Origin of the sequence: Streptomyces macrolidinus, from assembly GCF_023887685.1 — a bacterium.
Lineage (GTDB): Bacteria > Actinomycetota > Actinomycetes > Streptomycetales > Streptomycetaceae > Streptomyces > Streptomyces macrolidinus.
The window spans coordinates 252,144-274,515 of record NZ_JAMWMR010000004.1; the positions used below are offsets into that span (position 1 = coordinate 252,144).

Consider the following 22,372-nt stretch of genomic DNA (forward strand, 5'->3'; position numbering starts at 1 on the left):
GACCCACCGGTTCCTCCGCATTGACGCGAAATCAGCCGCTGGCCTTCAGTCGTCTGAAGAGAGTCTTATGACGCAGTACATACAGGACCCGGCACTCTGGGCTTTCCTCGTCGGCACCCCTGCCGCCGCTGCCGTTGCTGTTCGCCAACGCAGGGCGGCGCGGAGCGCACGACGGGAAGTCGACGAGGTCAGGAACCATTACACCGAGCTCGAGAACCGGTATTCGGAATCGGTCAGGAAGGCTCAGGAACAGGCCGAAGAGGAGACCAAGTCGGCACTCAAGTCCGCTATGCGGACGCTGCAGGGTCTCGCGGGTGAACAGCAGCTCATCATTTCGAAGTTGCAGTCCAAATACGGCGAGTCCCTCGTACTCCAGGATCTTCTCGAAATCGACCACATGAACTCGCAGTTCGGTCGGCGCGCCCAGTCCATCGCCGTGCTGTGCCAGGGCTGGGTGGGCAGGCACCGCGACGTCGCGTCGGTCTACGACGTGGTCCGCAGCGCCCAGGGCAGGATCCGCCACTTCCAGCGGGTGGAGATCCTCTCGCAGGTCGACTTCGGCATCACCAGCAGGGCGGTCGAGCCGGTCGCGCTGGCGCTCGCCGAGCTGCTCGACAACGCGACCAGCTACTCGAGCCCGGACACGATCGTCGAGATCAACGTCCGCACCGTCCCCAAGGGCATCTGCATCGTCGTCGACGACGCCGGTGTCGGTATGAACGACGAGGAGCGGGCCAGGGCCGAGAGGCTTCTGTCGAGCGAGCGCGCCTCGGGTGTCTCGGGACTCGGCAACCCTCCGCAGTTCGGCTTCGCGGTGATCGGTGTGCTCTGTGAGCGCTTCGGGTTCACGGTGTCCGTGGACTCCTCCTCCCCCTACGGAGGCGTCCGGGCGGTCCTGCTGCTGCCCGACGAGCTTCTCACCAGCATGCCGGAGCGGAAGGAGCCGGCACCGGCCGCGGTCGGTGCCGTGCCCACGTCGGCACCGACCGGACCGGAGACCTCCCTGAACCCGTCCATGACCTCCGACGGCCTTCCCAAGCGACGCCGCAAGCGGCCGATGATCCTCGTGCAGAACGACACGACGGCCACACCCGCTGCCCCCAAGCGCTCCGACGAGGACACCGCGGCGATCATGGCCGCCTTCCAACGGGGCACCCGGTCCGGCCGTACCACGGATCCGCGCACCATGGGGCAGTTGAGCAACACACGCGATGCAAGCGAAGGGCATGAGATCCCGTGAACAACGATCTGTCATGGATGCTTGACAGCGCTCTGGAGCTTCCCGGGGCCCTGCACGCTGTCCTGGTCTCCGCCGACGGGCTGTTGATGGCCCGCTCCAAGGGGGTCGACAAGGACATGGGAGACACGGCTGCCGCCGCGATGAGCGGGGTGCAGTCCCTGAGCCGTTCGATCGGGTTCTTCTGCGGCGGCTCCGGCCAGCAGTGGCGCCAGACGCTGGTCGAGTTCGACGGCGGCTGGGTCTTCCTGATCTCGGCGGGCGAGGGCGCGTACCTCGCGGTCTCGGCCTCGCCCGAGGTCGACATGGGTGACATCACGTTCCGGATGCAGCAACTCGTCGGCCAGTTGGGCAAGTCGCTGATGACCCCGCCGCGCGAGAACATCGGCATGCGCCCATGACGCCCATGACCGATCCCGACAAGCCGGAGCCCGAAGCCGCGGAATTAGTACGCCCCTACGTCATCACCAAGGGGCGCAGCCTCCCCGACGACGAGCAGTTCTCCCTCATCACCCTGGTCACGGCGACGCTGGACGACCGCCAGCGCCCGAACAGGCTGTCCCCGGAGGAACAGAACCTGCTGACGATGTGCACCGGCGGCTACCTCTCGGTCGCCGAGATCGCGGGGCACACGCGGCTGCCGCTCGGAGTGGTGAAGATCCTTCTCGCTTCCCTCGTCGAAGGCGGATATATCCTCACCCGCCCGCCGGTCGCGCGTGCCGTCCTCGCCGACCGGGAAATCCTTCAGGAGGTGCTGGATGGTCTCCGGGCCAAATTTGGATGAGACGGCCTACGTTCGCGACGGAGCCAACCAGACACCGGTGAAGATCCTGGTCGTCGGGCACTTCGCGGTGGGGAAGACCACGTTCATCGGAGCGATCTCCGAGATCCCCCCGCTCTCCACCGAGGAGACGATGACGCGGGCCGGGGAGTCGGTCGACGACCTCAAGGGCGTCAACGGCAAGACCACCACCACGGTGGCCATGGACTTCGGCCGTCTGACCATCAGCGAGCGCGTCGTGCTGTATCTGTTCGGCACACCCGGCCAGCAGCGGTTCGTGCAGATGTGGGAGGACATGGCCCGGGGCGCCCTCGGCGCGCTGGTGCTGGTCGACCCCGAGCGGCTGGCGGACTCCTTCGCCGTGATCGACCTGATAGAGCAGTACGGACTCGACTACGCCATAGCCGTCAACCGCTTCGACGGTTCACCGGTACGCGAGGAGAAGGCGCTGCGCGAGGCGCTGGACCTGCTCGACGACACGCCGATCGTCGCCTGTGACGCGCGGGACGAGAAATCGTCGGCCGCGGCATTGATCACGCTCGTCCGCTTCTTGCAGGACCGAGCTCTCCAGGAGCAGATATGAACGACCATTCCACCGCACCGGTGCCACCACCGGGTTGCCCGGCCCACGGCCGAGTACCCCTGTACGGCCCGGAGTTCGCCGCCGACCCGCAGGCGTACTACGCGTACATGCGGCAGTTCGGGCCGACCGCCCCCGTCGAGCTGGCGCCCGGCGTGGACGCCACCCTCGTCACGGACTACGCGGCGGCGCTGCAACTGCTCCAGGACTCCGGTGTGTTCCGCAAGGACTCGCGCCGCTGGCGGGAGCTCAACGAGGGCAGGGTCAGTCCGGACAGCCCCGTCCTCCCCCTGCTCACGTACCGGCCCAACTGCATGTTCAGCGACGGCGCGGAGCACCTGCGGCTGCGCCAGGCCGTCACCGAGAGCTTCGCCCGGGTGGACTCTCGTCGGCTCAGCCAGAGCACCGAGCGGGTCTCCAACTACCTGATCGCCCAGTTCGCCACCCGCGGCTCGGTCGACCTCCTCAATGACTACGCCAAGCAGCTTCCTCTGTTCGTGTTCAACGAACTCTTCGGCTGCCCCGCGGACATCGGTGACCGGGTCCTCTTCGGTATCTCCGGCATCTTCGACGGCATAAACGCCGAGAAGGCCAACGAGGTGCTGTTCCAGGCCGTGAGCGAGCTGGTCTCGCTCAAGCGCGTCAAGCCCGGTGACGACGTCACCTCCTGGCTGATGCAGCATCAGGCGCGCCTGGACGACCAGGAGATGGCCCACCAGTTGGTGCTGCTTCTCGGCGCAGGAGCCGAGCCGCTGCGCAACCTCATCGGCAACACCCTGCACCGACTCCTCACCCACGACCGGTACGCCAAGGGTGGATTGATAGAGGAGGCCATAGACGACACGCTGTGGGAGAACCCTCCCATGTCGAACTACGCGCCCCACTATCCGGCGTCCGACGTGGAGTTCGGCGACCAGAAGGTCCCGGCGGGCGAGCTGATGCTCATCAGCTTCGCCGCCGCCAACGCCGGTCCGGCGCTCGCCGCGTCGCGTCAAGCGGGCAGCAGCCGCGCCCACTTGGCGTGGAGCGCGGGACCGCACGCCTGCCCGTCGAAGGAGCCCGCTCGGCTCATCACCGTCTCGGCCATCGAGAACCTGCTCAACCAGGTCCCCGACGTCGAACTCGCGGTACCGGAGGACAGCCTGACCTGGCGCCCCGGCCCCTTCAACCGGGCCCTGGCCACCCTGCCGGTCCGCTTCACCCCGCTCGCGTCCGTACGGCAGTTGAGCCCGGCCCCCCGGGTGCAGGCGGCCTCGTCCGAACGCGACAGCGCGCCGAACCACCAGGAACGAGGACTGTGGAGCTCCTTCCTGTCCTGGTGGAAGGGGTGACATAGCTAACAACAGCCATGCGTGGGATGCCGCATGACGGTGCGTCAGGCGGGGTAGGGAGTAGCGCGGCATTCATGTTGATCATGAGTTGAAGGAGTCTTGTGCCTCACATACCCGCCGGCGCTGCTTCCGCCGCGTACTCCGCGGTCACACCCCGTCTTCGCCGACGTACCGTTCGGGAGTGCGCCTCCGTGTCCCTCACAGGCCCCGGTACACCCTCCGGCCGTCGCCGGGAGAAGCGATGATCGCCTCCCGGTCCGTCGGCCGGAAGACTCCCGGAGTCAAGGAGCTGGGCGGGTTCGCGGCGGACCAGTTGCTGCGCCTCTGCGAGATCGCGGGGCTGGACCGAGCCGATGCAGAAACGTATGCGCAGGTTCTGATCGACGCGTTGGGTCCCGTGGCGGAGCGCTCCCTGGCTCTGCCACCCCCCTCCCGGAGCTTCCTGTCCGACGACCACACGCCGGTGGAGTACTCCCTCTCCTTCACGCCCGGCGCCGCCCCGGCGCTGCGGGTGCTCCTGGAGCCCGGGTGCGACGCCGAGAGCCTCGCGGAGAACGGCCGTATCGGGCTGAGTGTCATCCGGCAGATGGCCAAGAACTGGGGCTTCGCCACCGACAAGCTCGACCTGTTGGAAGACCTGTTCTTCCCGCCCTCCCCGCAGGGTCTCCTCGCGGTGTGGTGCGCGCTGGAGCTGCGTCCCGGCGGGGTCCCGAAGCTGAAGGTGTACCTGAACCCCTCGGCGCGCGGGGCCGACCGGGCCGCGGAGACGGTCCGTGAGGCGTTGGAGCGGCTCGGCCACCGGCAGGCCTTCGACGCACTGCCCCCGGCCGACGGCTACCCGTTCCTCGCCCTGGACCTGGGCGACTGGGAAGCCCCCCGGGTGAAGGTCTACGTCATGCACCACAGCCTGTCGGCCACGGAGGCGGGCGCCCTGGCGCGGCGGAACCCCGGCTTCGACCACGAGGCGGCGGAGTGGTTCTTCCGGAACGCGGCCGGATACGACGACGCGACCGCCGAGGACGACACCCGGCTGGCCGGGAAGCCCGCCCTCACCTGCCACTCCTTCACCCGGACGACGAGCGGCGAGCCGACCGGCTTCACCCTCCACATCCCGGTCAGGGACTACGTGCGCCACGACGGCGAGGCCCACACGCGCTCGGTCAGCGCACTGCGCCGCCACGGCATGGACGAAGCCGCGCTCGCCCGGTCGATGGCCGCCGTGACCGCACGGTCCCCCCAGGACGGGCGAGGACTCATCGCCTATCTGGCGCTGGCCCAGGAACACGGCCGCGCGCCGCGCGTGACCACGTACATCTCCTCCGAGGCGTACGAGGTCCCGCCGCCGGCCGTCCTGCCGTCCCCCCGGCAGGTGCCCGCCGAAGAACAGGCCGACCCCGGCCGTCAGACATCAGTCCCCCAGCAGAACACCCAGAAGCAGGAACGAGGAGCAGCGTGGAGCCGTACCGCATAAAGGTCGTCGAACCCATCGCGATCACCACCCGTGAGCAGCGCGAAGCAGCCCTGGAGCGGGTGCACTACAACCCGTTCGATCTGCGGGCCGACGAGGTCACCATCGATCTGCTGAGCGACTCGGGCACCGGCGCGCTGTCGGCCGCGCAGCTCTCCGTCGGGATGGACGGTGACGAGTCCTACGCGGGCTCGCGTTCCTTCTACCGTTTCGAGGAGACGGTGAAGGAGCTGACCGGCTTCGCGCGCATCCTGCCCGCCCACCAGGGCCGCGCCGCCGAGCGCATCCTGTTCTCGACGCTCCTCCAAGCCGGCGGCATCGTCGTGTCGAACACCCACTTCGACACCACCCGGGCCAACGTGATGCTCGCGGGCTGCCAGGCCGTCGACCTGCCCTGCCCCGAGGCCAAGAACCTGGACAGCCACGAGCCGTTCAAGGGCAACATCGACCTGGAGGCGCTGGAGCGCTACCTCGGCGCGACGGACGGCCCGAAGGTCGCCGTGGTGGTCATGACGATCACCAACAACGGCGGCGGCGGTCAGCCGGTCTCCATGGAGAACCTCCACAAGACCTCGGAGATGTGCCGGCGCTACGGCGTTCCGATGTTCCTGGACGCCGCCCGGTTCGCCGAGAACGCCTGGCTGGTGACCCGTCACGAGGCCGCCTACCGGGACCGCACCCCCCGCTCGGTCGCGGAGGAGGCGTTCCGGCTGGCCGACGGCTGTGTCATGAGCGCCAAGAAGGACGCCATCGTCCACATGGGCGGCTTCGTCGGCCTGAACGACCTCGAACTCGCCGAGAAGTGCGAACAGCTCCTCATCGCCACCGAGGGCTTCGCGACCTACGGCGGCCTCGCCGGACGTGACCTCGACATGATCGCGCAGGGTCTGCGCGAGGTGACCGAGCCCGCCTACCTCGCGGAGCGGGAGGACGCCGCCCGCTACCTCGCGGACCGCGTCCGGGCCGCCGGCGTCGACATCCTCGAGCCTGCGGGGCTGCACGCCGTGTACCTGAACGCCGGACGACTGCTGCCGCACATCCCGGCCCACGAGTTCCCCGGCCAGGCCCTGTCCTGCCAGTTGTACCTGGAAGGCGGCATCCGCGCGGCCGAGCTGGGCTCCCTCTACCTCGGCGAGGAGGACGAGGCCGGCAACCCGATCAAGAGCGCGCCGTACGAGCTGGTCCGGCTCGCCCTGCCGCGGCGTGTCTACACGCGCAGCCACTACGACCACATCGGTGAGACCCTGGCGCGCATCGCCAAGAACGCGGATTCCGTGCGCGGCTACCGGATCGTGGAACAGTCCCCGATCCTGCGGCACTTCCGCGCGAAGCTCCAGCCGGCGTGAACCGCTCCCGGCCGTTGAGACCACCGGTGGCCGGAGCGCGAGCGTGACATGAATGAGGCGGCCAGGCCACGGACCCGGCCGCCTCACTCATGCTCTGTGTGTCTATCGTTCGGTGCCGTCCGGAACGCGGGCCGGGTGGCCCGTCGTCACCCGGCCGCCCGCCCTGGCCAGCAGGGCCCGGGGTGCCGGATCGGCCTGGAGGCCCGGCAGAAGCAGCAGCCAGAAGTTGGCCAGCCGGTCCTCGATCAGCATGCGGTCGTCGAGGACGTCGGAGAGGGTGTGCAGCCCGAAGAACGCGGCGACCAGATTGGGGGCGTCACGGCTGGGCTCCGCCTGGGCGGCGAGTTCCCCCGCGGCACGCGCCTGGGCGAGCAGCCGCTCGACCGTGGTGATCCAGTCCACGAAGGGCAACGGCATCTCGATGTCGATGGACTTCCGCTCGGTCCACAGCCGGGCGCCCGCGCGGACCAGGACATCGTCGCGGAAGGTACGGGCGACCGCGAAGCTCAGCCCCACCAGCTTCTCCAGGGCGGGGCGCGCGGTGGCGTCATGACGCGCGATCACCGAGGGCCAGGCCGAGAAGTGCGCGTCCACCAGGGCCAGGGCGAGTTGTTCCTTGTTCGTGTAGTGGAAGTAGATCGCCCCGCTGGTGCGCCCGGACCGTTCACTGATGTCGCTGATACTGGTCGCCGCGTATCCCCGTTCGGAGAACAGCTCGGCCGCCGCATGGAGTACCGCATTGCGGGTTGCTTCCGCCCGATCCTGCACGTGTGTTCCCTTGTCTGTCGGTGAGTCGCGAGGAGGAATGTAGCGGCCCGGAGGCACGGGAACGAAAACCGGGCATGCGGAAACAGCAATAGTCTTATTAGCCTTTTGCTATGGATACCGGGCAGCAAACGCGGAACGCAGGGGAATCGACGACCGGCTCCCTCCAAGCCGCCCTCGCTTCCTTTTCCGCTCTCGACCGCTCAAGGACCGTCGAGCGTGAGTGGGTGCACCGGATCTCGGTGGCCGAGGTCCTGCTGACGGATGTGCGCGCCTGCGGTCCGCTGACCTTCTGCGCCGCCGCCGCGTGGACGCGTTCGCATCCCACGTTCCCTCGCGGACGCGACGACCGGCACAGCCCCTGGATGATCGTCGAGACGCTGCGCCAGCTCGGGATCTGCGTTCCGCTGCGGTACTTCGGCGTGCCACGCACGGCCCGCTTCCTGATCGGCGACCTCTCCTTCCGGCTCGACCCGGCGGCCGAACCGAGGGCGCCGCACGGTGCCAGCGAGATCGGCTGTCTCGCGACCGTCTCCGACCTCCGCACCGGCAGGCGCGGCAACGCGGTGACGGGGCTGCGGATGCGGGTGGACTTCTTCGCCGACGGGCGGCTGTTCGCCCACGCCGAGGGCGGGGCGCGGTTCCTGGACGCCCGGCTCTACGACGCCCTGCGCTCCCGGGCCGCTACGGCCGTGACGGCACGGCACCAGGGGGTACGCCCCCGACCGGCCGCGCTGGGGCTCGAGTCGGCGTCGGACGTCGTCGTCTCCCAGGACGGCGACCGCGTCCTGGTGGACCCCGCCGACCCCCGCCATCCCTTCTTCTTCGACCACGGCACGGACCATGTGCCCGGGATGGCCCTGCTGGAGGCGGCCCGGCAGACGATCGCCCTGCGCAGCGCAGGCAAGCTGCTCCGCCCCGTCTCCTGCCGTATGACGGCCGCGCGGTTCACCGAACACGCACCGCCCGCCGCCATTCACTGCTCCGTATACGGCTCCATCGCCTTCTTCCGTATGCGGCAAGGCGATACGAAGACCGCGACGGGCCTGCTGCGCTATTGATGGGCGTCACCCACACGTGGGTATTGCGGTGGCAAATGGCCACGATCGCTCGGAGCAAGCGTAGCGTTCGTTATGTTTCTGGTTCCGGATGTGCTCGAGACCACCGCGAACTGCGGTGTGTGACCGTCATGCATGAACCGGCCATGACCGTCCTGCTCTTACGCGCTTTCCTGCGGTGAAGGCGGCTCAGCAGGCACATCGGGACCTCTGACCGGCGGATCGCGCCGCCCTTCGGCAGTTCCGTCCTGCACCAGAACGGCAGCACAGCACATGACATCCCATCGTATTTACGACTGGACACCACAAGCCGTCGTCTTCGATTGTGACGGCACACTGGTGGACACAGAACGGCACTGGGAACAGGCCCGCGACATCGTTCTGAGCGGCTATGGAGTCGTACCGGACGCGGAGTTCGCGGAAAGCAGCAAGGGGCTGCACTACACGGAATGCGGCGCCCTCATGGCACGTCTCGCCGACCGCCCCGACGCAGTCGGGGACATGACCGAGCAACTCCTGGCGAGCTTCCGCGAACTCGTCGCGCAGCGCCCCGTCCCGGTCGTCGGAGCTCAGGACCTCGTGCGGAACCTGGGCCGGATCGCACCACTGGCCGTGGCGAGCAACTGCCCGGTGGACGTGGTGGAGTTCTGCCTCGAATCCGTGGGCCTGAGACCCCACTTCCGGCACATCGTCGTGCCGGGAACGGACGTGCTCCCCAAACCGCGCCCCGACGCCTATGCCGAGGCCGCGCGCCGCCTGGGCGCCGAGCGCGGCGACACACTGGCGGTCGAGGACTCGGTCAACGGCCTGAAGGCCGCGGTCGGCGCGGGCCTGCGGGTGATCGGAGTCGGGCGGCAGCCCAGCAAGGAAGGCCTCGCCCTCGCCGACCTCTGGGTGGACACGCTGGCCGACCCGGAGTTGGTGGCCTGGGCGAAGAGCCGCCCCGGCGCCGCCACGGGCTCCGGCCAGCCGCTGGTGCCCAAGCAGAGCGGTTCGGCCGAGTCCGGCACGGAAGCCCTGCCCTGACCGGGCGGCCACGCGGGCGAGCGGAGACAGAGCCTTCTCCGGGGCGGTGTCCTACGGGGCGGTGTGCGCGGCCCGTGCTCTCCAACGGGGCGGTGTGCGAGGCGTATTGATCGTCACCGGCCGTCCAGGACAGCCCTCAGATATGGTGCCGTCGCACTTCCGCTCGCCCGTGCCACCTCGGCCGGGGGACCCGCCGCGACGATCCGCCCGCCCGCGTCCCCGCCGCCCGGACCCAGGTCGATCACCCAGTCCGCACCCGCGACCACGGACATGTCGTGCTCGACCACGATCACCGTGTGCCCCGCGTCGACCAGCCCGTGCAACTGACGCATCAGGACCTCGACATCGGCCGGGTGCAGCCCGGTCGTCGGCTCATCGAGGAGGTAGAGGGTGCTGCCACGGCGCCCGCGCTGCAACTCACTGGCGAGCTTGATGCGTTGGGCCTCACCACCGGACAGCTCCGTGGCCGGCTGCCCCAGGCGCAGATACCCGAGACCGACATCGAGCAGGGTGCCGAGGCTGCGGGCGATCGCCGGAGTGTCCGCGAAGAAGTCCGCCGCCGCCTCGACCGTCAGATCGAGCACCTGCGCGATGTTCCGTCCCCGGTAGGTCACTTCGAGCGTGTCCGGGTTGTAGCGCGCGCCACCGCAGTCCGGGCACGGTGCGTAGGTGCTCGGCAGGAAGAGCAGTTCCACGCTGACGAACCCTTCGCCCTGACAGGTCTCACAGCGCCCGCCGGACACATTGAAGGAGAACCGGCCGACGCCGTACCCCCGCTCGCGCGCCTCGTCCGTGGCCGCGAACACCTTGCGTACGACGTCGAAGAGGCCCGTGTAGGTCGCGAGGTTCGAGCGCGGGGTACGGCCGATCGGCTTCTGGTCGACCGCGACCAGCCGCTCCACACCGGGCAGTTCCTCGGTGATCTCACCGATGAGCGTGGACTTCCCGGAGCCCGAGACACCGGTGACCGCCGTGAACACACCGAGCGGGAACCGCGCCGTCACCTCGCGCAGGTTGTGCCGCGTGACCGGCCCGACGCTCAACTCACCGCTCGGCGTGCGTACTTGGCGTACGGTGTCGGGGGAGCGGTCGAAGAGGAAGCGGGCTGTCGCCGACTCCTCGACGCCCGCCAGCTCCGCCACCGGGCCGCTGTGCAGCACTCGCCCGCCGTGCTCGCCCGCGCGCGGGCCGACGTCCACCAGCCAGTCGGCGGCGCGCATCACCTCCAGGTGGTGCTCCACCACGAACACCGAGTTACCGGCGGCCTTCAGCCGCTGAAGCACCGTCAACAGCGCCTCGGTGTCGGCGGGATGCAGCCCCGCGGACGGCTCGTCCAGGACGTACACCACCCCGAACAGCCCGGAGACCAACTGTGTGGCCAGTCGCAGCCGTTGAAGCTCGCCCGCCGACAGGGTGGGGGTGGCGCGGTCCAGGCTCAGATAGCCGAGGCCCAGTTCGAGGACCGGCGCGATACGGGCGGTGAGGTCCTCGGTGAGGACACGCGCGGTCCCCGTCGCGCCCTCGAGCGTCTCGGCCAGCGCCGCCAGCGGCAGGGCGGCCAGGTCGGCGATGGTGCGGCCCGCGAACGTCACGGCCAGCGCCTCCGGCCGCAACCGGCTGCCCCCGCACGCCGGACACGGCGCACTGGCCAGGAAGCGCTCCGCCTTCGCGCGCAGCGTCGGGCTCTTGGAGTCCGAGAACGTCTTCATCACATAGCGGCGGGCGCTCATGTACGTGCCCTGGTAGGGCCGTTGGATGCGCTGGGCCTCCCGTACCGGATGGACGGTCACCACCGGCTGCTCGTTCGTGAACAGGATCCACTCCCGCTGTTCGGCGGGCAGTTCGCGCCACGGCAGGTCCACGTCGTAGCCGAGCGCGTCGAGGATGTCCCGCAGGTTCTTGCCCTGCCAGGCGCCCGGCCACGCGGCGATCGCCCCCTCCCGGATCGACAACGACGGGTCGGGCACCAGCAACTCCTCCGTCGTGCGGTGCACTTGGCCCAGTCCGTGGCACTCCGGGCAGGCACCGGCCGCCGTGTTCGGGGAGAAGGCGTCCGAGTCGAGACGCGCGGCCCCCGGCGGATGGTCACCGGCGCGGGAGAAGAGCATCCGCAGCGAGTTCGACAGGTTCGTGACCGTACCGACCGAGGAGCGGGACGTCGGCGTGGAACGGCGCTGCTGGAGCGAGACGGCGGGCGGCAGCCCGGTGATCTCCCCGACCTTCGGCGCGCCCACCTGGTGGATCAGCCGCCGCGCGTACGGCGCGACCGACTCGAAGTAGCGGCGCTGCGCCTCCGCGTACACGGTGCCGAACGCCAGCGACGACTTCCCGGACCCGGACACCCCCGTGAACACGGCCACGACATCCCGGGGAATGTCGACATCGACGCCCTTGAGGTTGTGCTCCCGGGCGCCGCGGACACGGACGTACGGATCGTGTGGGCTGTGCATGACGGGGAACTCCGTACGGATCTTCGACGGGGATGGGACAAACCCCGCAATTCTATGGGGTCGGGGGCGCGGACCGCCGGGCGGCGTCGCCCGAGACCGTCCGCGGTCGGCAGGCAGCCGCCGTCGAAGCCCCACCGGAATGATCGGCAACTCCCTCCGAGAGTCGGAGAGTTGTTCGACATGGGCTACCGTGCGGGGCACAAGGCCAACCACGGTGAGGGGAGCGGGTCGGGATGTACGAGAGGCCGACGGGTCCGATGGTGCCGATCAACAGCTCGGTCGCGCATCCCGCGCGCGTCTACAACGCCTGGCTGGGCGGCAAGGACAACTACCTCGCCGACCGGGAGGCGGCCGAGCTGGCCGCCGCGGCCAACCCGGAGATCGTCCCCGCGGTCCGGGCCAACCGGGCCTTCCTGGGGCGGGCGGTCCGGCATCTGGCGGGGGAGGCCGGCATCCGGCAGTTCCTCGACATCGGCACCGGGATCCCGGCGGCCGACAACACCCACGAGGTGGCGCAGCGCGTCGACCCCGGCGCCCGCGTGGTGTACGTCGACAACGACCCGATCGTCCTCGCCCACGCCCGGGCGCTGCTGGTCAGCGCCGCGGAGGGGAGGACGGACTACCTCCAGGCGGATCTGCGGGACGTGGACCGCATCCTGGCCGCCGCCGGGAAGACGCTCGACCTGTCCCAGCCCGTGGGTCTCATGCTCGTGGCGGTCCTCCAGTACGTCCCGGACGCCGACGACCCGTACGACCTCACCCGACGCCTCCTCGACGCGCTCGCCCCCGGCAGCCACCTCGTCCTCTCCCACCCGGCGGCCGACATCGGCGCCGAGAAGGTCGTCGAGTCCATGCGCGCGTACAACGAGCGGGCCGCCGAACACGCGGGCGCCACGCCGCGCACGCACGCCGGGGTCACCCGCTTCTTCGACAGCACCGACCTCCTGGCGCCGGGCGTCGTCCAACTGCCCGAGTGGCGCCCGGAGGGCGAGGGGGTCGCGGCGCCCGGACCGCTGCCGATGTGGTGCGGCGTCGGCCGTAAGTAGGCCCTGATCCGCCGGGCGGCGGCGCACCTCCGTATCTGTCCAGGCGGCGCTGATCAGGGCGGTTGGGTCATTTCATTTGACATTAGGGTGGCTTATGGAAGATAAAGGGGATGCTTTGGCCATGTGGTCACGTTGCGTAGTGCACGCGGTGTGACCTCGGCATCCCGTCTGCGCGAATGAGCCCTAACGTGTCCCACTCCAGCACCGACCAGCCCGCCACCGACCCCGTGGGGGAGTGGGACGCCTGGCGCGCCGAGCGCCGTCGGGCCCTCACCGCGCCCACCGGGAACCTCGCGCTGGTCGAGACCCGGTGGCTCCCCGCGGGTGAGCGGCCGGACCTGGAGGCGGCCCGCGCCGGACTGGCGGACAGCGTGACCGTCACCAGCCTCCAGCGCACCGACCTGGTCACCGGCGAGCCCGAGCACGGGCTGCGCTTCTGGGACGCCGACGCGCCCGCCGTCCGCCACTTCGACCACGTCGACGCCTTCCCGTACGACCCGGCCTGGGTGCTCCACGCGACGTACACGCCCGTGCCCGGCGCCCGGCGGGTGTCCTTCGAGCACATCCGGGACAACGGCGGCACCCGCGATTTCGTCGTCCCCGGTGACATCACGCTCACCCTCGACGGCCGCGACTACACCCTCAGCGCCTTCGACGACGACGGCACCCTGCTGCTCGTCTTCGGCGACCCCACCAACGGGGACACCACCTACGGAGCCGGCCGCTTCCTCTTCGTCCAGCGCACCGAGGACGACGACCGCGTCCTGCTCGACTTCAACCGCGCCTTCGTACCGCCCTGCGGGTTCTCCGATCAGTACAACTGTCCGATGCCGCCGCGGCAGAACCGCCTCCACCTGCCCGTCGAGGCAGGTGAGAAGCGCCCCGTCTTCCGCGACGGCTTCTCCGACCAGCACTGATCACCCGTAGCTCCCCGCACCGCAGCACGAAAGCGCCCTTCGCCATGAGCATCAAGAAGACGTCCCTGTACGCCACCGCCACCGCGACCACCCTCGCGCTGACCCTGACCGCCTGCGGCGGCTCCGGCAACAGCGCCTCGGGCGGCCACTACGACAAGAACGCCACGGTCGAGATCGGCTCCCTCTACGAGCCGCAGAACCTCGACAACACCGCGGGCGGCGGCCAGGGCGTCACCGAGGCCCTCAACGGCAACGTCTACGAAGGGCTGTTCAAGCTCACCGACGACGGCAAGACCGAGAAGCTGCTGGCCCAGGACTACAAGGTCAGCGACGACGGCCTCACCTACACCTTCACCCTGCGCGACGGCGTGACGTTCCACAGCGGCAAGAAGCTCACCAGCGAGGACGTCAAGTACAGCCTGGAGAAGGTCATCGCGGACGACTCCCAGTCCGCCCGCAAGGCCAACCTCGAGGTCATCAAGAGCATCGCCACCCCCGACGCGCGCACCGTCAAGGTCACGCTGTCGCAGAAGTCGATCTCCTTCGTCTACAACCTCTCCTACGTCTGGATCACCAACTCCCAGGCGAAGAACCTGAAGACGACCGAGGACGGCACCGGCCCCTACCGGCTGGACAAGTGGACCCGCGGCTCCGCGCTCAGCATGACCCGGTACGCCGGGTACTGGGGCAAGGCCGCCGCCAACGCCAAGGCCGTCTTCCACTACTACAAGGACGCCACCGCGCTCAACAACGCCCTGGCGACCGGCGCCGTGGACGTGGTCACCGGCGAGCAGTCGCCCGACGCCCTCGACCAGTTCAAGAACAACCAGAACTACAAGGTCAACGACGGCGACTCCACCACCAAGCTGCTGCTCGCCTTCAACGACAAGGCCAAGCCGTTCACGGACGTCCGGGTGCGCCAGGCCGTCTCCGCCGCCATCGACGACAAGAAGCTGCTGGAGTCCGTCTGGGGCGGTTACGGCAAGCTCATCGGCTCGATGGTGCCGCCCACCGACCCCTGGTACGAGGACCTGACCAAGGTCAACGCCTACGACCCGGCACGCGCCAAGAAGCTGCTCGCCGAGGCCGGGTACGGCAAGGGCTTCGACTTCACCCTCGACACCCCGAACTACGACCCGCACCCCACCGCGGCCACCTTCATCAAGTCCCAGCTCGCCAAGGTCGGCATCACCGTCAAGATCAACACGATCACGCCGGACGAGTGGTACACGAAGGTCTACAAGAACCACGACTTCACGGCCACGCTCCAGGAGCACGTCAACGACCGCGACCTCGTCTGGTACGGCAACCCCGACTTCTACTGGGGCTACGACAACAAGCAGGTCACCCGGTGGGTCCAGCAGGCCGAGGAGGCCGCCACCACCGCCGAGCAGACCGAGCTGCTGAAGAAGGTGGGCCGCAAGACCGCCGAGGACGCGGCCAGCGACTGGCTGTACCTCTACCCGCAGATCGTCGTCGCGAACAGCAAGCTGTCCGGCTACCCGGTCAACGGCCTCAACTCCCAGTTCTTCGCCTACGACATCAAGAAGAAGAGCTGATGACGCGCTATCTGCTGCGCCGCCTCGCCTTCCTCGTGGTGTCGCTGGCCCTGGCGAGCATCGTGCTGTTCGTCCTGCTGCGCCTGCTGCCCGGCGATCCGGCCAACGCGCTCACCTCCGTGGGCGCCGACCCCGAACAGATCGCCGCGGCCCGCCACGCCATCGGCTCCGACAAGCCGCTGCCCGAGCAGTTCACCCACTGGCTCGGGCAGTTGGCGAGCGGCGACCTCGGCACCTCCTTCGTCAGCTCGCTGCCCGTCGGACCCGAGGTCGCCTCCCGGCTGAACGTCACCGTGCCCCTGACCCTCATCGCGTTCACCCTGGCCGTCCTCATCGCCGTACCCGCCGGGTTCGTCGCCGCCCACAAGCGACACACCTGGTACGGGGCCCTGCTCAGCGGGGTCTCCCAACTCGGCATCGCCGTCCCCGTGTTCTGGCTCGGCATGATCCTCATCGCCGTCTTCGCGCTCAACGCGGGCTGGCTCCCGGCCGGCGGCTTCCCGCAGGACGGCTGGTCCGAGCCCGCCGAGGCGATCCGCTCCCTCGTCCTGCCGGTCCTCACCATCGCCCTGGTGATGAGCGCGTCCCTGATCCGCTACGTCCGCTCCGCCACCCTCGACGTCCTCGGCAGCGACCACCTGCGCACCGCCCGCGCCCTCGGCTCGTCCTTCGGACAGGCGATGTGGCGGCACGGGCTGCGCAACGCCTCCGTACCGGTGATCTCCGTCCTCGGTATCGAACTCGCCTCGACGCTGCTCGGCGCGGTCGTCGTGGAGTCGGTGTACGCGCTGCCCGGCCTCGGTTCGATGCTCGCCACCGGCATCGCCCAGCACGACTACCCCGTCGTCCAGGGCGTCCTGTTCGTCTCCACGCTCGCCGTACTGCTCATCGGCTTCGCCGCCGACCTGGTCCAGCGGATCATCGACCCGCGACTGCGCGGCCGGCTCTCCGGAGGTGCCCGATGACCCAGGTAGACGTACGCACCCCCGTACCCGCGCGGAAGGCGTCGCCGGACAAGCGCCGCTCCCGGCGCTCGGCCACCCTCGTCGTCGGCTGCGTCCTGGCCGGACTCATCGCGCTGCTCGCCCTGGTCTCCCTGATCTGGCTGCCCTACGCGACCGACGACACCTCCGGCGGACGCCTGGCCGGACCCGGCGGCGGCCACCTGCTCGGCACCGACAAGCTCGGACGCGACCTGTTCACCCAGGTGATGACCGGATCGCGGATCGCCGTCGAGGCCGGTCTCGGCTCGGTCCTCATCGCCGCCGGCCTCGGCATCACACTGGGCGTGCTCGCCGCGTTCGCGCAGGGCTGGCTCGACGACACCGTCTCCGCCTTCCTCGACATCCTCATCGCCTTCCCCACACTGCTGCTCGCGATGCTCATCGTCGCCGCGCGCTCGGCGACCCTCGGCTCGGCCGTCCTCGCGATCGGCCTGGCCCAGAGCGCCGTCGTCGCCCGGCTGGTACGCATCCTGGTCAAGCGGGTCCTGGCGCAGGACTACATCACCGCCGCCCGCACCTCCGGCACGTCCTGGTCCCGGACCGTGGTGGCCCATGTGCTGCCCAACATCTGGCCGACCCTCGTGGTCAACCTCGCCCTTCAGTTCGGCCTCGCCGTACTGGCCGAGGCCGGACTGTCCTACCTCGGACTCGGCGCGCCCCCGCCGAACGCGTCCTGGGGCCGCATGCTCCAGGAAGCCCAGGCGACCTTCACCACCGCACCCGTGGGCGCGCTCGCCCCCGGCATCCTGCTCGTCCTGCTCGTCATCGGCGTCAACCTCATCGCCGACGGCCTGCGCGACACCCTCGACCCGGCCACCCGCAAGAGGCGCGCATGACCCTCCTCGACGTCCGCGGGCTGACCGTCCGCACCACCGACGGCCGCACCCTGGTGGACGACCTGTCCTTCAGCCTGGCGCGCGGCGAACGGCTCGGCCTCATCGGCGAGTCCGGCTCCGGCAAGTCCCTGACCACGCTCGCCGTGCTCGGCCTGCTGCCCGACGGCATGACCGCCACCGGCGGCATCGAACTCGCGGGCACACAGATCGTCGGCGCCCCCGAGAAGCGGCTCACCGCGGTCCGCGGCCGGGACGCCGCCGTCGTCTTCCAGGAACCGCTGACCGCACTCGACCCGCTGATGCGTGTCGGCCGCCAGATCGCCGAACCCCTGCGCAGGCGCACCGGCCTGAAGGGCGCCGAGCTGGCGCGGGCCGTGGCCTTCGCGCTCGAACAGGTACGGCTGCCCGACCCCGAGCGCATCGCCCGCGCCTTCCCGCACGAGATCTCCGGCGGCCAGCGCCAGCGCGTGGCCCTCGCCATGGCCCTGGCCTGCGATCCGAAGCTGCTCATCGCGGACGAGCCGACCACCGCCCTGGACGTGTCCGTGCAGGCCGAGATGCTGGAACTCATCGACACCCTGGTCCGCGAACGGGAGATGGCCGTGCTGTTCGTCAGCCATGACCTCGCCGTCGTGGCCAAGGTGACCGACCGCGCCCTGGTGCTCAAGGACGGCCGGGCCGTCGAGAAGGGCGAGGTACGCAGCCTCGTCGGCGCGCCCCGCGAGGACTACACCAAGGCCCTGGTCGCCAGCGCCCGGCGGCTGGAGTCCGCACTGGACCTGAGGAGCACGCGATGACCGCCGAACCCGACGCGGAGACCCCCGTCCCCGACACGACGACGCCCGTACTCGAACTGGCCGACGTCGCGCTGCGCTACCGGGGCGGCGCGGACAACGTCGTCGAGGACGTCTCCCTCACGGTCGGGGCCGGACACAGTCTCGCGCTCGTCGGCGAGTCGGGCGCCGGGAAGACCACCCTGCTGCGCCTGCTGCTGGGGCTCGCCCGCCCCACCTCCGGCCAGGTCCGCTTCGACGGCGCCGAGCTGTCCCTGCGCGACCGGGAGCAGATGCGCCGCTTCCGCCGCAGTGTGCAGTGCGTCTTCCAGGACCCGTACTCCTCGCTCGACCCACGCCGCCGGGTGGGCGCCACCGTGGCCGAGCCGCTGCGCTCCCTGGGCATCGACAGCCGCGCCACGGCCCGGCCGAAGGTGGCCGAGGCCCTGGAACGCGTGGGCCTGCCGGCCGACGCGGCGGACCGCTATCCGCATGAGTTCTCCGGCGGCCAGCGCCAGCGGATCGCCATCGCCCGCGCCACGGTCTGCACCCCGCGGATCCTGCTGGCGGACGAACCCGTGAGCGCGCTCGACGTCACCACCCGGGTGAAGGTGGTCGACCTGCTGGCCGAACTCAAGCAGGAGCAGGGGCTGACGCTCGTGATGGTCTCCCACGACCTGTCGGTCGTCGCCTCGCTGTGCGAGCGGACCGCGGTCCTGGAGCGCGGCCGGGTGGTCGAGCAGGGCGACACCGCCCAGGTACTGGGCCGCCCCGCGCACTCCTACACCCGCCGCCTGATCGACAGCGTGCCGCGGCTGCCCGTCTGAGACACGCCGCCCGGCAGCTCGACGTCCAGCGCCTCGGTGCCGTGCTCGGCGAGCGGGCCCACCGACAGCCCGGCCGCGCGGCAGTCCGCGACGATGCCGGCCAGCGCGCCGAGCGACGCGCGCCAGCAACCGGTCGCCGAGAGCCGGTCGGAGTCGTGCAGCAGCAGCGTGCCACCGCCGCGCAGCCCGGCCCCGACCGTGGTGCGTACGGAGGCGGGCGTGGCCCCGGCCGTCCAGTCCTTGCCCCAGGCGGTCCACAGCACCGGCCGCAGTCCGACCCTGCGGGCGGCGGCCCAGCGCCCGGACGTCAGGATCCCGTACGGCGGGCGGTACCACCGCGGCGGGTGGCCCCCGGCCTGCCCCACCGCGTGGACCGCGCGCGCCAGGTCCGCCGTGTCGCGTGCGGGAGCGGGCAGCCAGGGCCGGTCGTGGGTCCAGCCGTGCACGGCGAGTTCATGGCCGCGCTCGGCGGTCTCGCGGGCCAGCGCCGGGTGCCGTGTGACGCTCTCCCCGAGCATGAAGAACGTCGCCCGCACACCGAGGCCGTCCAGCGTGTCGAGGAAGCGCGGGGTGGACGTCGGATCGGGGCCGTCGTCGAACGTGAGAGCGACATGGTCGGGGCGACCGGCCCCCGCGAGTCGCGGGAAGAAGCGGTGCCGCAGGCCGGGCAGCCAGGTGGCGGCCGGGCCGATGTGGGCGACCGTGGCGAGGGCGAACGACGTCAGGACGGCGGTCGCGTGCCGGGCGGGGACATCGACAACGGCGGGACGGGACATCGCTCCTCGACCTCCTCGCCCCCCTTGTCGTCCTGCTCGTCCTCGGCGTCATGGGGACCCGTCGTCGTCACGGGAACCGTTCCGCCCCGGTGGCGCCACCGTGTCCCAGGCGCCGCCGCTCGCCAGGGCCCGCGCCAGCCCGATGCTGCCGAGCCCGATGAGCGCCACCCCGATCAGCTCCGGCAGCACCCACGCCCCGAGAGCGATCCGCTCGTCGAACAGCACCCACCCCAGCCCCACGCTGACCACGGCGTCTCCCAGGGTGAGAACCGGCTGGGACGCCGTCAGGGTCCCAGCGCGGAACGCGTTCTGCAACAGCACGAAGGCCACCAGCCCGGTGGCGAGAGTGGCATAGGGCGGCCACCCCGTGAGCACCGCGACCGGACCCCGCGAAATTCCCCCCATGACCTCCTTGAGCAGCGCGGCGGTGGCGGCGAACGACACCGCGGACGCCAACCCGAACAGCGCCGCGCGCGGCGCTCCCCTCAGCGGGCGGGCCAGTACGACGGAGGCGGCCACCACGCAGGCCAGCGTGACACCCACCACGGGCCAGCGCCCCGGCAGGGCGGTGGCCTGGCCCGGCGACGGCGCGGCCATCCCCAGGAAGAGCGCGAGACCCACGGCCAGCGCGGCGAACGCCAGCCAGGTACGACGGTCCGGCAGGCGCTGGAAGACCACACTGCCGACCGCCAGGGTGAACAACAGTTCGCTGGTCAGCAGGGGCTGGACGAGGGACAGACTGCCCACGGCCAGCGCGGCGGCCTGGAGGGCGGTCGACACCGCGAGCATCGCGGCACCCGCCAGCCAGTGGGGCCGCCGCAGCACATGGACGATCCAGCGCACCCCCGGCCACCGCCCGTGGAGGACGTCGGGTTCGTCCCGCGCGGCCCGTCGTTGCAGGACGGAGGCCGAGGCGTTGGAGAGCGCCGCGAGCAGCGCGAGCACGATGGTGGGAGCGCTCACCCGCCACTCGATTCAGCCGAACCGTGCGGCCAGCCGCCGGTACAGCGCTGGTGCCGCGCCGTGGACCCGGGCGGGCAGCCGCAGCCAGCCGGGGACGTAGACCTCGTCCCGCCCGTGGGAGATCGCGCCCCAGACGGCGTCCGCCACGCGCTCCGGCGGCACCGGTCGTGGCCTCGACCGCCGGTACGGCACTCCGCGACGTTCGAAGAACGGGGTGCTCACCACACCGGGGACCACATGGCTGACGCCCACGCCCGTGCCCTGCAACTCGTAGCGCAGGGCGTCGGCGAACGTGGCCAGCGCCGCCTTGGCCGCGGAGTAGACGGCCTCGCCGCGTACGCCGACCGCGCCCGCGATGGACCCGATGATCACCACGCGCCCCGATCCGGCCTCGACCATCGGCGGCAGCAGATGCCGTACCAGGCGCACCGTGGCGACCAGGTCGACGCCGATCACTTCGTCGATGGCGGTCAGGGGCATGGCCCGGAAGTCGCCCGCGCAGCCGATTCCGGCACACGCCACCAGCAGGTCCACCCGGCCGTCCTGGCCGAGCGCGAACTCGGCGAGCTGTCGTTCGGCACCCGGACGGGTGAGATTCGTGGGGAAGACGGTGGCCGACGTCTGGGCGGCGACATGGGCGAGGCGTGTGGTGTCACGCCCGTTCAGCACCAACCGCCACCCTCCCTCACCGGCCAGTCGACGGGCGACCGCGGCACCGATACCGGAGGACGCACCGGTGACGAGCGCCGTCCCCTGCCGCAGCGCCCGGTCGGCACCGGTCGGACGCGAGAGGCCGACGGCCGGTGTCAGGGTGCCCAGGGGGGAGACGGGGGCGGACCGAAAGGGGGACGAAGGCAGTGACATGGCGGCTGACCTCGCTGCGACGGCGAACATGCGGGGCGACGGACGGATGACACGACGGATGCGACGGACGAACAGTGGCCCACCCGCCAAGGCGATTTGTCACGCTATGTGTATTGTCACCTGCTCCCCGCCGCCAGGCGACGCGAGCCGACCGGCGCACGGCAAAGGCCCCGAACGGATGTGAACGAACACCCATTCGAGGCCTGGTGTTTACAGGTACCGGGTACCGCGGGCGCCTCCTCACCGGCGCATGTCGGGGTGCCGACTGCGGCCGATGGTCAGGCCCATGGCGGCGAGTCCCAGAAGGACCGTCAGCGCGCCCACGACGACGTTGCTCCAGATGATGCCGGCCCGCGCACTGTGGGCGGCGGTGGCCACCCAGGGGGAGATGATGAGCCACACGCCGAGCGGAACGATCATCCACGACACCCGGAGCATACGGTCCGGGGCCAGCGTCAGCGCGAATCCGATCAGGGCGATGGTGATGCCGACGATCAGGTTGCTGGCGGTGAGGCTGGGCGTCTGTGCCGCGAAGTGGATGACCCAGGGCGATATCGCCGCGTAGACGCCCGCGAGGAGGATCAGGCCCTCCACGGCGATCGCCGAGTTGCTGGTGGAGCCCGAGCGCTCCAGCCATTCCCGCATCTCCGCCAGTTCGGGGTGCAGGCCCATCGCGCCGTGGCGATGCGTCCCCATGTCATCGGGGTGATGCATGCCCGTCGTTCCGGTGGACTGCTGTTGCGGATGCATTCCACTGGGTTGCTG

General features: G+C 70.4%; 22 protein-coding genes. 16 read left to right on the plus strand and 6 right to left on the minus strand.

Features of this window, described 5'->3' with window-relative positions; all coding sequences use genetic code 11:
- Positions 1–67: 67 nt before the first annotated feature.
- The 7 genes from NGF19_RS06930 (at position 68) to NGF19_RS06960 (ending at position 6,743) form a co-directional block, all read left to right on the plus strand.
- Complete coding sequence (locus NGF19_RS06930) at positions 68–1,240, plus strand: sensor histidine kinase (protein WP_252423010.1); 1,173 nt, start codon at positions 68–70, stop codon at positions 1,238–1,240.
- On the plus strand, positions 1,237–1,638 hold the full coding sequence (locus NGF19_RS06935; protein WP_252423011.1) for a roadblock/LC7 domain-containing protein: 402 nt from the start codon (positions 1,237–1,239) through the stop codon (positions 1,636–1,638). Before NGF19_RS06930 ends, NGF19_RS06935 begins: the two co-directional genes overlap by 4 nt.
- Before the next feature lie 5 nt (positions 1,639–1,643).
- Positions 1,644–2,021: a DUF742 domain-containing protein gene (locus NGF19_RS06940; protein WP_252423012.1), complete on the plus strand. Its 378-nt coding sequence runs from the start codon at positions 1,644–1,646 to the stop codon at positions 2,019–2,021.
- The gene (locus NGF19_RS06945) at positions 1,996–2,601 is read left to right on the plus strand and encodes a GTP-binding protein (protein ID WP_252423013.1); all 606 of its coding nucleotides are present in this window, start codon (positions 1,996–1,998) and stop codon (positions 2,599–2,601) included. The genes NGF19_RS06940 and NGF19_RS06945 overlap by 26 nt, the downstream gene beginning before the upstream one ends.
- Positions 2,598–3,929: a cytochrome P450 gene (locus tag NGF19_RS06950; protein WP_252423014.1), complete on the plus strand. Its 1,332-nt coding sequence runs from the start codon at positions 2,598–2,600 to the stop codon at positions 3,927–3,929. Before NGF19_RS06945 ends, NGF19_RS06950 begins: the two co-directional genes overlap by 4 nt.
- 241 nt (positions 3,930–4,170) lie before the next feature.
- On the plus strand, positions 4,171–5,400 hold the full coding sequence (locus NGF19_RS06955) for a tryptophan dimethylallyltransferase family protein (protein WP_252423015.1): 1,230 nt from the start codon (positions 4,171–4,173) through the stop codon (positions 5,398–5,400).
- Entirely contained in the window at positions 5,382–6,743 is a 1,362-nt protein-coding gene (locus tag NGF19_RS06960) for a tryptophanase (RefSeq protein ID WP_252423016.1), read from the plus strand. The genes NGF19_RS06955 and NGF19_RS06960 overlap by 19 nt, the downstream gene beginning before the upstream one ends.
- 102 nt (positions 6,744–6,845) lie before the next feature.
- On the opposite strand, the gene NGF19_RS06965 is transcribed toward NGF19_RS06960, so the two are convergent.
- A complete protein-coding gene (locus NGF19_RS06965) occupies positions 6,846–7,511 on the minus strand; it encodes a ScbR family autoregulator-binding transcription factor (protein ID WP_252423017.1) in 666 nt (221 codons plus the stop codon).
- 110 nt (positions 7,512–7,621) lie between these two features.
- Between NGF19_RS06965 and NGF19_RS06970 the strand changes: the two genes are divergently transcribed.
- Complete coding sequence (locus NGF19_RS06970) at positions 7,622–8,569, plus strand: ScbA/BarX family gamma-butyrolactone biosynthesis protein (RefSeq protein ID WP_289734451.1); 948 nt, start codon at positions 7,622–7,624, stop codon at positions 8,567–8,569.
- A gap of 270 nt (positions 8,570–8,839) precedes the next feature.
- Complete coding sequence (locus tag NGF19_RS06975) at positions 8,840–9,592, plus strand: HAD family hydrolase (protein ID WP_252423019.1); 753 nt, start codon at positions 8,840–8,842, stop codon at positions 9,590–9,592.
- Between the two features lie 113 nt (positions 9,593–9,705).
- Here the strand turns inward: NGF19_RS06975 and NGF19_RS06980 are convergent, their stop codons facing one another.
- On the minus strand, positions 9,706–12,042 hold the full coding sequence (locus NGF19_RS06980) for an ATP-binding cassette domain-containing protein (RefSeq protein ID WP_252423021.1): 2,337 nt from the start codon (positions 12,040–12,042) through the stop codon (positions 9,706–9,708).
- Positions 12,043–12,275: 233 nt separating this feature from the next.
- Between NGF19_RS06980 and NGF19_RS06985 the strand changes: the two genes are divergently transcribed.
- The 7 genes from NGF19_RS06985 (at position 12,276) to NGF19_RS07015 (ending at position 19,004) form a co-directional block, all read left to right on the plus strand.
- Entirely contained in the window at positions 12,276–13,088 is an 813-nt protein-coding gene (locus NGF19_RS06985) for an SAM-dependent methyltransferase (protein ID WP_252423023.1), read from the plus strand.
- Between the two features lie 176 nt (positions 13,089–13,264).
- Positions 13,265–14,005: a DUF1684 domain-containing protein gene (locus NGF19_RS06990; RefSeq protein WP_252423025.1), complete on the plus strand. Its 741-nt coding sequence runs from the start codon at positions 13,265–13,267 to the stop codon at positions 14,003–14,005.
- 44 nt (positions 14,006–14,049) lie between these two features.
- Complete coding sequence (locus tag NGF19_RS06995) at positions 14,050–15,564, plus strand: ABC transporter substrate-binding protein (RefSeq protein ID WP_252423027.1); 1,515 nt, start codon at positions 14,050–14,052, stop codon at positions 15,562–15,564.
- A complete protein-coding gene (locus NGF19_RS07000; RefSeq protein ID WP_252423029.1) occupies positions 15,564–16,529 on the plus strand; it encodes an ABC transporter permease in 966 nt (321 codons plus the stop codon). The genes NGF19_RS06995 and NGF19_RS07000 overlap by 1 nt, the downstream gene beginning before the upstream one ends.
- Positions 16,526–17,404, plus strand: coding sequence for an ABC transporter permease (locus NGF19_RS07005; protein WP_252423038.1), 879 nt, complete (start codon positions 16,526–16,528; stop codon positions 17,402–17,404). The genes NGF19_RS07000 and NGF19_RS07005 overlap by 4 nt, the downstream gene beginning before the upstream one ends.
- Positions 17,401–18,201, plus strand: coding sequence for an ATP-binding cassette domain-containing protein (locus NGF19_RS07010; protein ID WP_252423040.1), 801 nt, complete (start codon positions 17,401–17,403; stop codon positions 18,199–18,201). Before NGF19_RS07005 ends, NGF19_RS07010 begins: the two co-directional genes overlap by 4 nt.
- Entirely contained in the window at positions 18,198–19,004 is an 807-nt protein-coding gene (locus NGF19_RS07015) for an ABC transporter ATP-binding protein (protein WP_252423042.1), read from the plus strand. The genes NGF19_RS07010 and NGF19_RS07015 overlap by 4 nt, the downstream gene beginning before the upstream one ends.
- Here the strand turns inward: NGF19_RS07015 and NGF19_RS07020 are convergent.
- The 4 genes from NGF19_RS07020 to NGF19_RS07035 form a co-directional block, all read right to left on the minus strand.
- Positions 18,959–19,780: a polysaccharide deacetylase family protein gene (locus tag NGF19_RS07020; RefSeq protein ID WP_252423044.1), complete on the minus strand. Its 822-nt coding sequence runs from the start codon at positions 19,778–19,780 to the stop codon at positions 18,959–18,961. The two genes, NGF19_RS07015 and NGF19_RS07020, sit on opposite strands and share 46 nt — an antisense overlap.
- A gap of 48 nt (positions 19,781–19,828) precedes the next feature.
- Positions 19,829–20,743, minus strand: a complete 915-nt coding sequence (locus tag NGF19_RS07025) for a DMT family transporter (protein ID WP_252423046.1) — start codon at positions 20,741–20,743, stop codon at positions 19,829–19,831.
- Between the two features lie 12 nt (positions 20,744–20,755).
- Positions 20,756–21,607, minus strand: coding sequence for an SDR family NAD(P)-dependent oxidoreductase (locus NGF19_RS07030; protein ID WP_252423047.1), 852 nt, complete (start codon positions 21,605–21,607; stop codon positions 20,756–20,758).
- A gap of 240 nt (positions 21,608–21,847) precedes the next feature.
- The gene (locus NGF19_RS07035; RefSeq protein ID WP_252423048.1) at positions 21,848–22,303 is read right to left on the minus strand and encodes an SPW repeat protein; all 456 of its coding nucleotides are present in this window, start codon (positions 22,301–22,303) and stop codon (positions 21,848–21,850) included.
- Positions 22,304–22,372: the final 69 nt, after the last annotated feature.

What these genes read in the sequence shown, in the direction of transcription:
- NGF19_RS06930 (WP_252423010.1), top strand. Translation starts at nt 68, where the DNA reads ATGACGCAGTACATACAGGACCCGGCACTCTGGGCTTTCCTCGTCGGC.
- NGF19_RS06940 (WP_252423012.1), top strand. Translation starts at nt 1,644, where the DNA reads ATGACCGATCCCGACAAGCCGGAGCCCGAAGCCGCGGAATTAGTACGC.
- NGF19_RS06945 (WP_252423013.1), top strand. Translation starts at nt 1,996, where the DNA reads ATGGTCTCCGGGCCAAATTTGGATGAGACGGCCTACGTTCGCGACGGA.
- NGF19_RS06950 (WP_252423014.1), top strand. Translation starts at nt 2,598, where the DNA reads ATGAACGACCATTCCACCGCACCGGTGCCACCACCGGGTTGCCCGGCC.
- NGF19_RS06955 (WP_252423015.1), top strand. Translation starts at nt 4,171, where the DNA reads ATGATCGCCTCCCGGTCCGTCGGCCGGAAGACTCCCGGAGTCAAGGAG.
- NGF19_RS06970 (WP_289734451.1), top strand. Translation starts at nt 7,622, where the DNA reads ATGGATACCGGGCAGCAAACGCGGAACGCAGGGGAATCGACGACCGGC.
- NGF19_RS06975 (WP_252423019.1), top strand. Translation starts at nt 8,840, where the DNA reads ATGACATCCCATCGTATTTACGACTGGACACCACAAGCCGTCGTCTTC.
- NGF19_RS06980 (WP_252423021.1), bottom strand. Translation starts at nt 12,042, where the DNA reads ATGCACAGCCCACACGATCCGTACGTCCGTGTCCGCGGCGCCCGGGAG.
- NGF19_RS06985 (WP_252423023.1), top strand. Translation starts at nt 12,276, where the DNA reads ATGTACGAGAGGCCGACGGGTCCGATGGTGCCGATCAACAGCTCGGTC.
- NGF19_RS06990 (WP_252423025.1), top strand. Translation starts at nt 13,265, where the DNA reads ATGAGCCCTAACGTGTCCCACTCCAGCACCGACCAGCCCGCCACCGAC.
- NGF19_RS06995 (WP_252423027.1), top strand. Translation starts at nt 14,050, where the DNA reads ATGAGCATCAAGAAGACGTCCCTGTACGCCACCGCCACCGCGACCACC.
- NGF19_RS07000 (WP_252423029.1), top strand. Translation starts at nt 15,564, where the DNA reads ATGACGCGCTATCTGCTGCGCCGCCTCGCCTTCCTCGTGGTGTCGCTG.
- NGF19_RS07005 (WP_252423038.1), top strand. Translation starts at nt 16,526, where the DNA reads ATGACCCAGGTAGACGTACGCACCCCCGTACCCGCGCGGAAGGCGTCG.
- NGF19_RS07010 (WP_252423040.1), top strand. Translation starts at nt 17,401, where the DNA reads ATGACCCTCCTCGACGTCCGCGGGCTGACCGTCCGCACCACCGACGGC.
- NGF19_RS07015 (WP_252423042.1), top strand. Translation starts at nt 18,198, where the DNA reads ATGACCGCCGAACCCGACGCGGAGACCCCCGTCCCCGACACGACGACG.
- NGF19_RS07020 (WP_252423044.1), bottom strand. Translation starts at nt 19,780, where the DNA reads ATGTCCCGTCCCGCCGTTGTCGATGTCCCCGCCCGGCACGCGACCGCC.
- NGF19_RS07030 (WP_252423047.1), bottom strand. Translation starts at nt 21,607, where the DNA reads ATGTCACTGCCTTCGTCCCCCTTTCGGTCCGCCCCCGTCTCCCCCCTG.
- NGF19_RS07035 (WP_252423048.1), bottom strand. Translation starts at nt 22,303, where the DNA reads ATGGGGACGCATCGCCACGGCGCGATGGGCCTGCACCCCGAACTGGCG.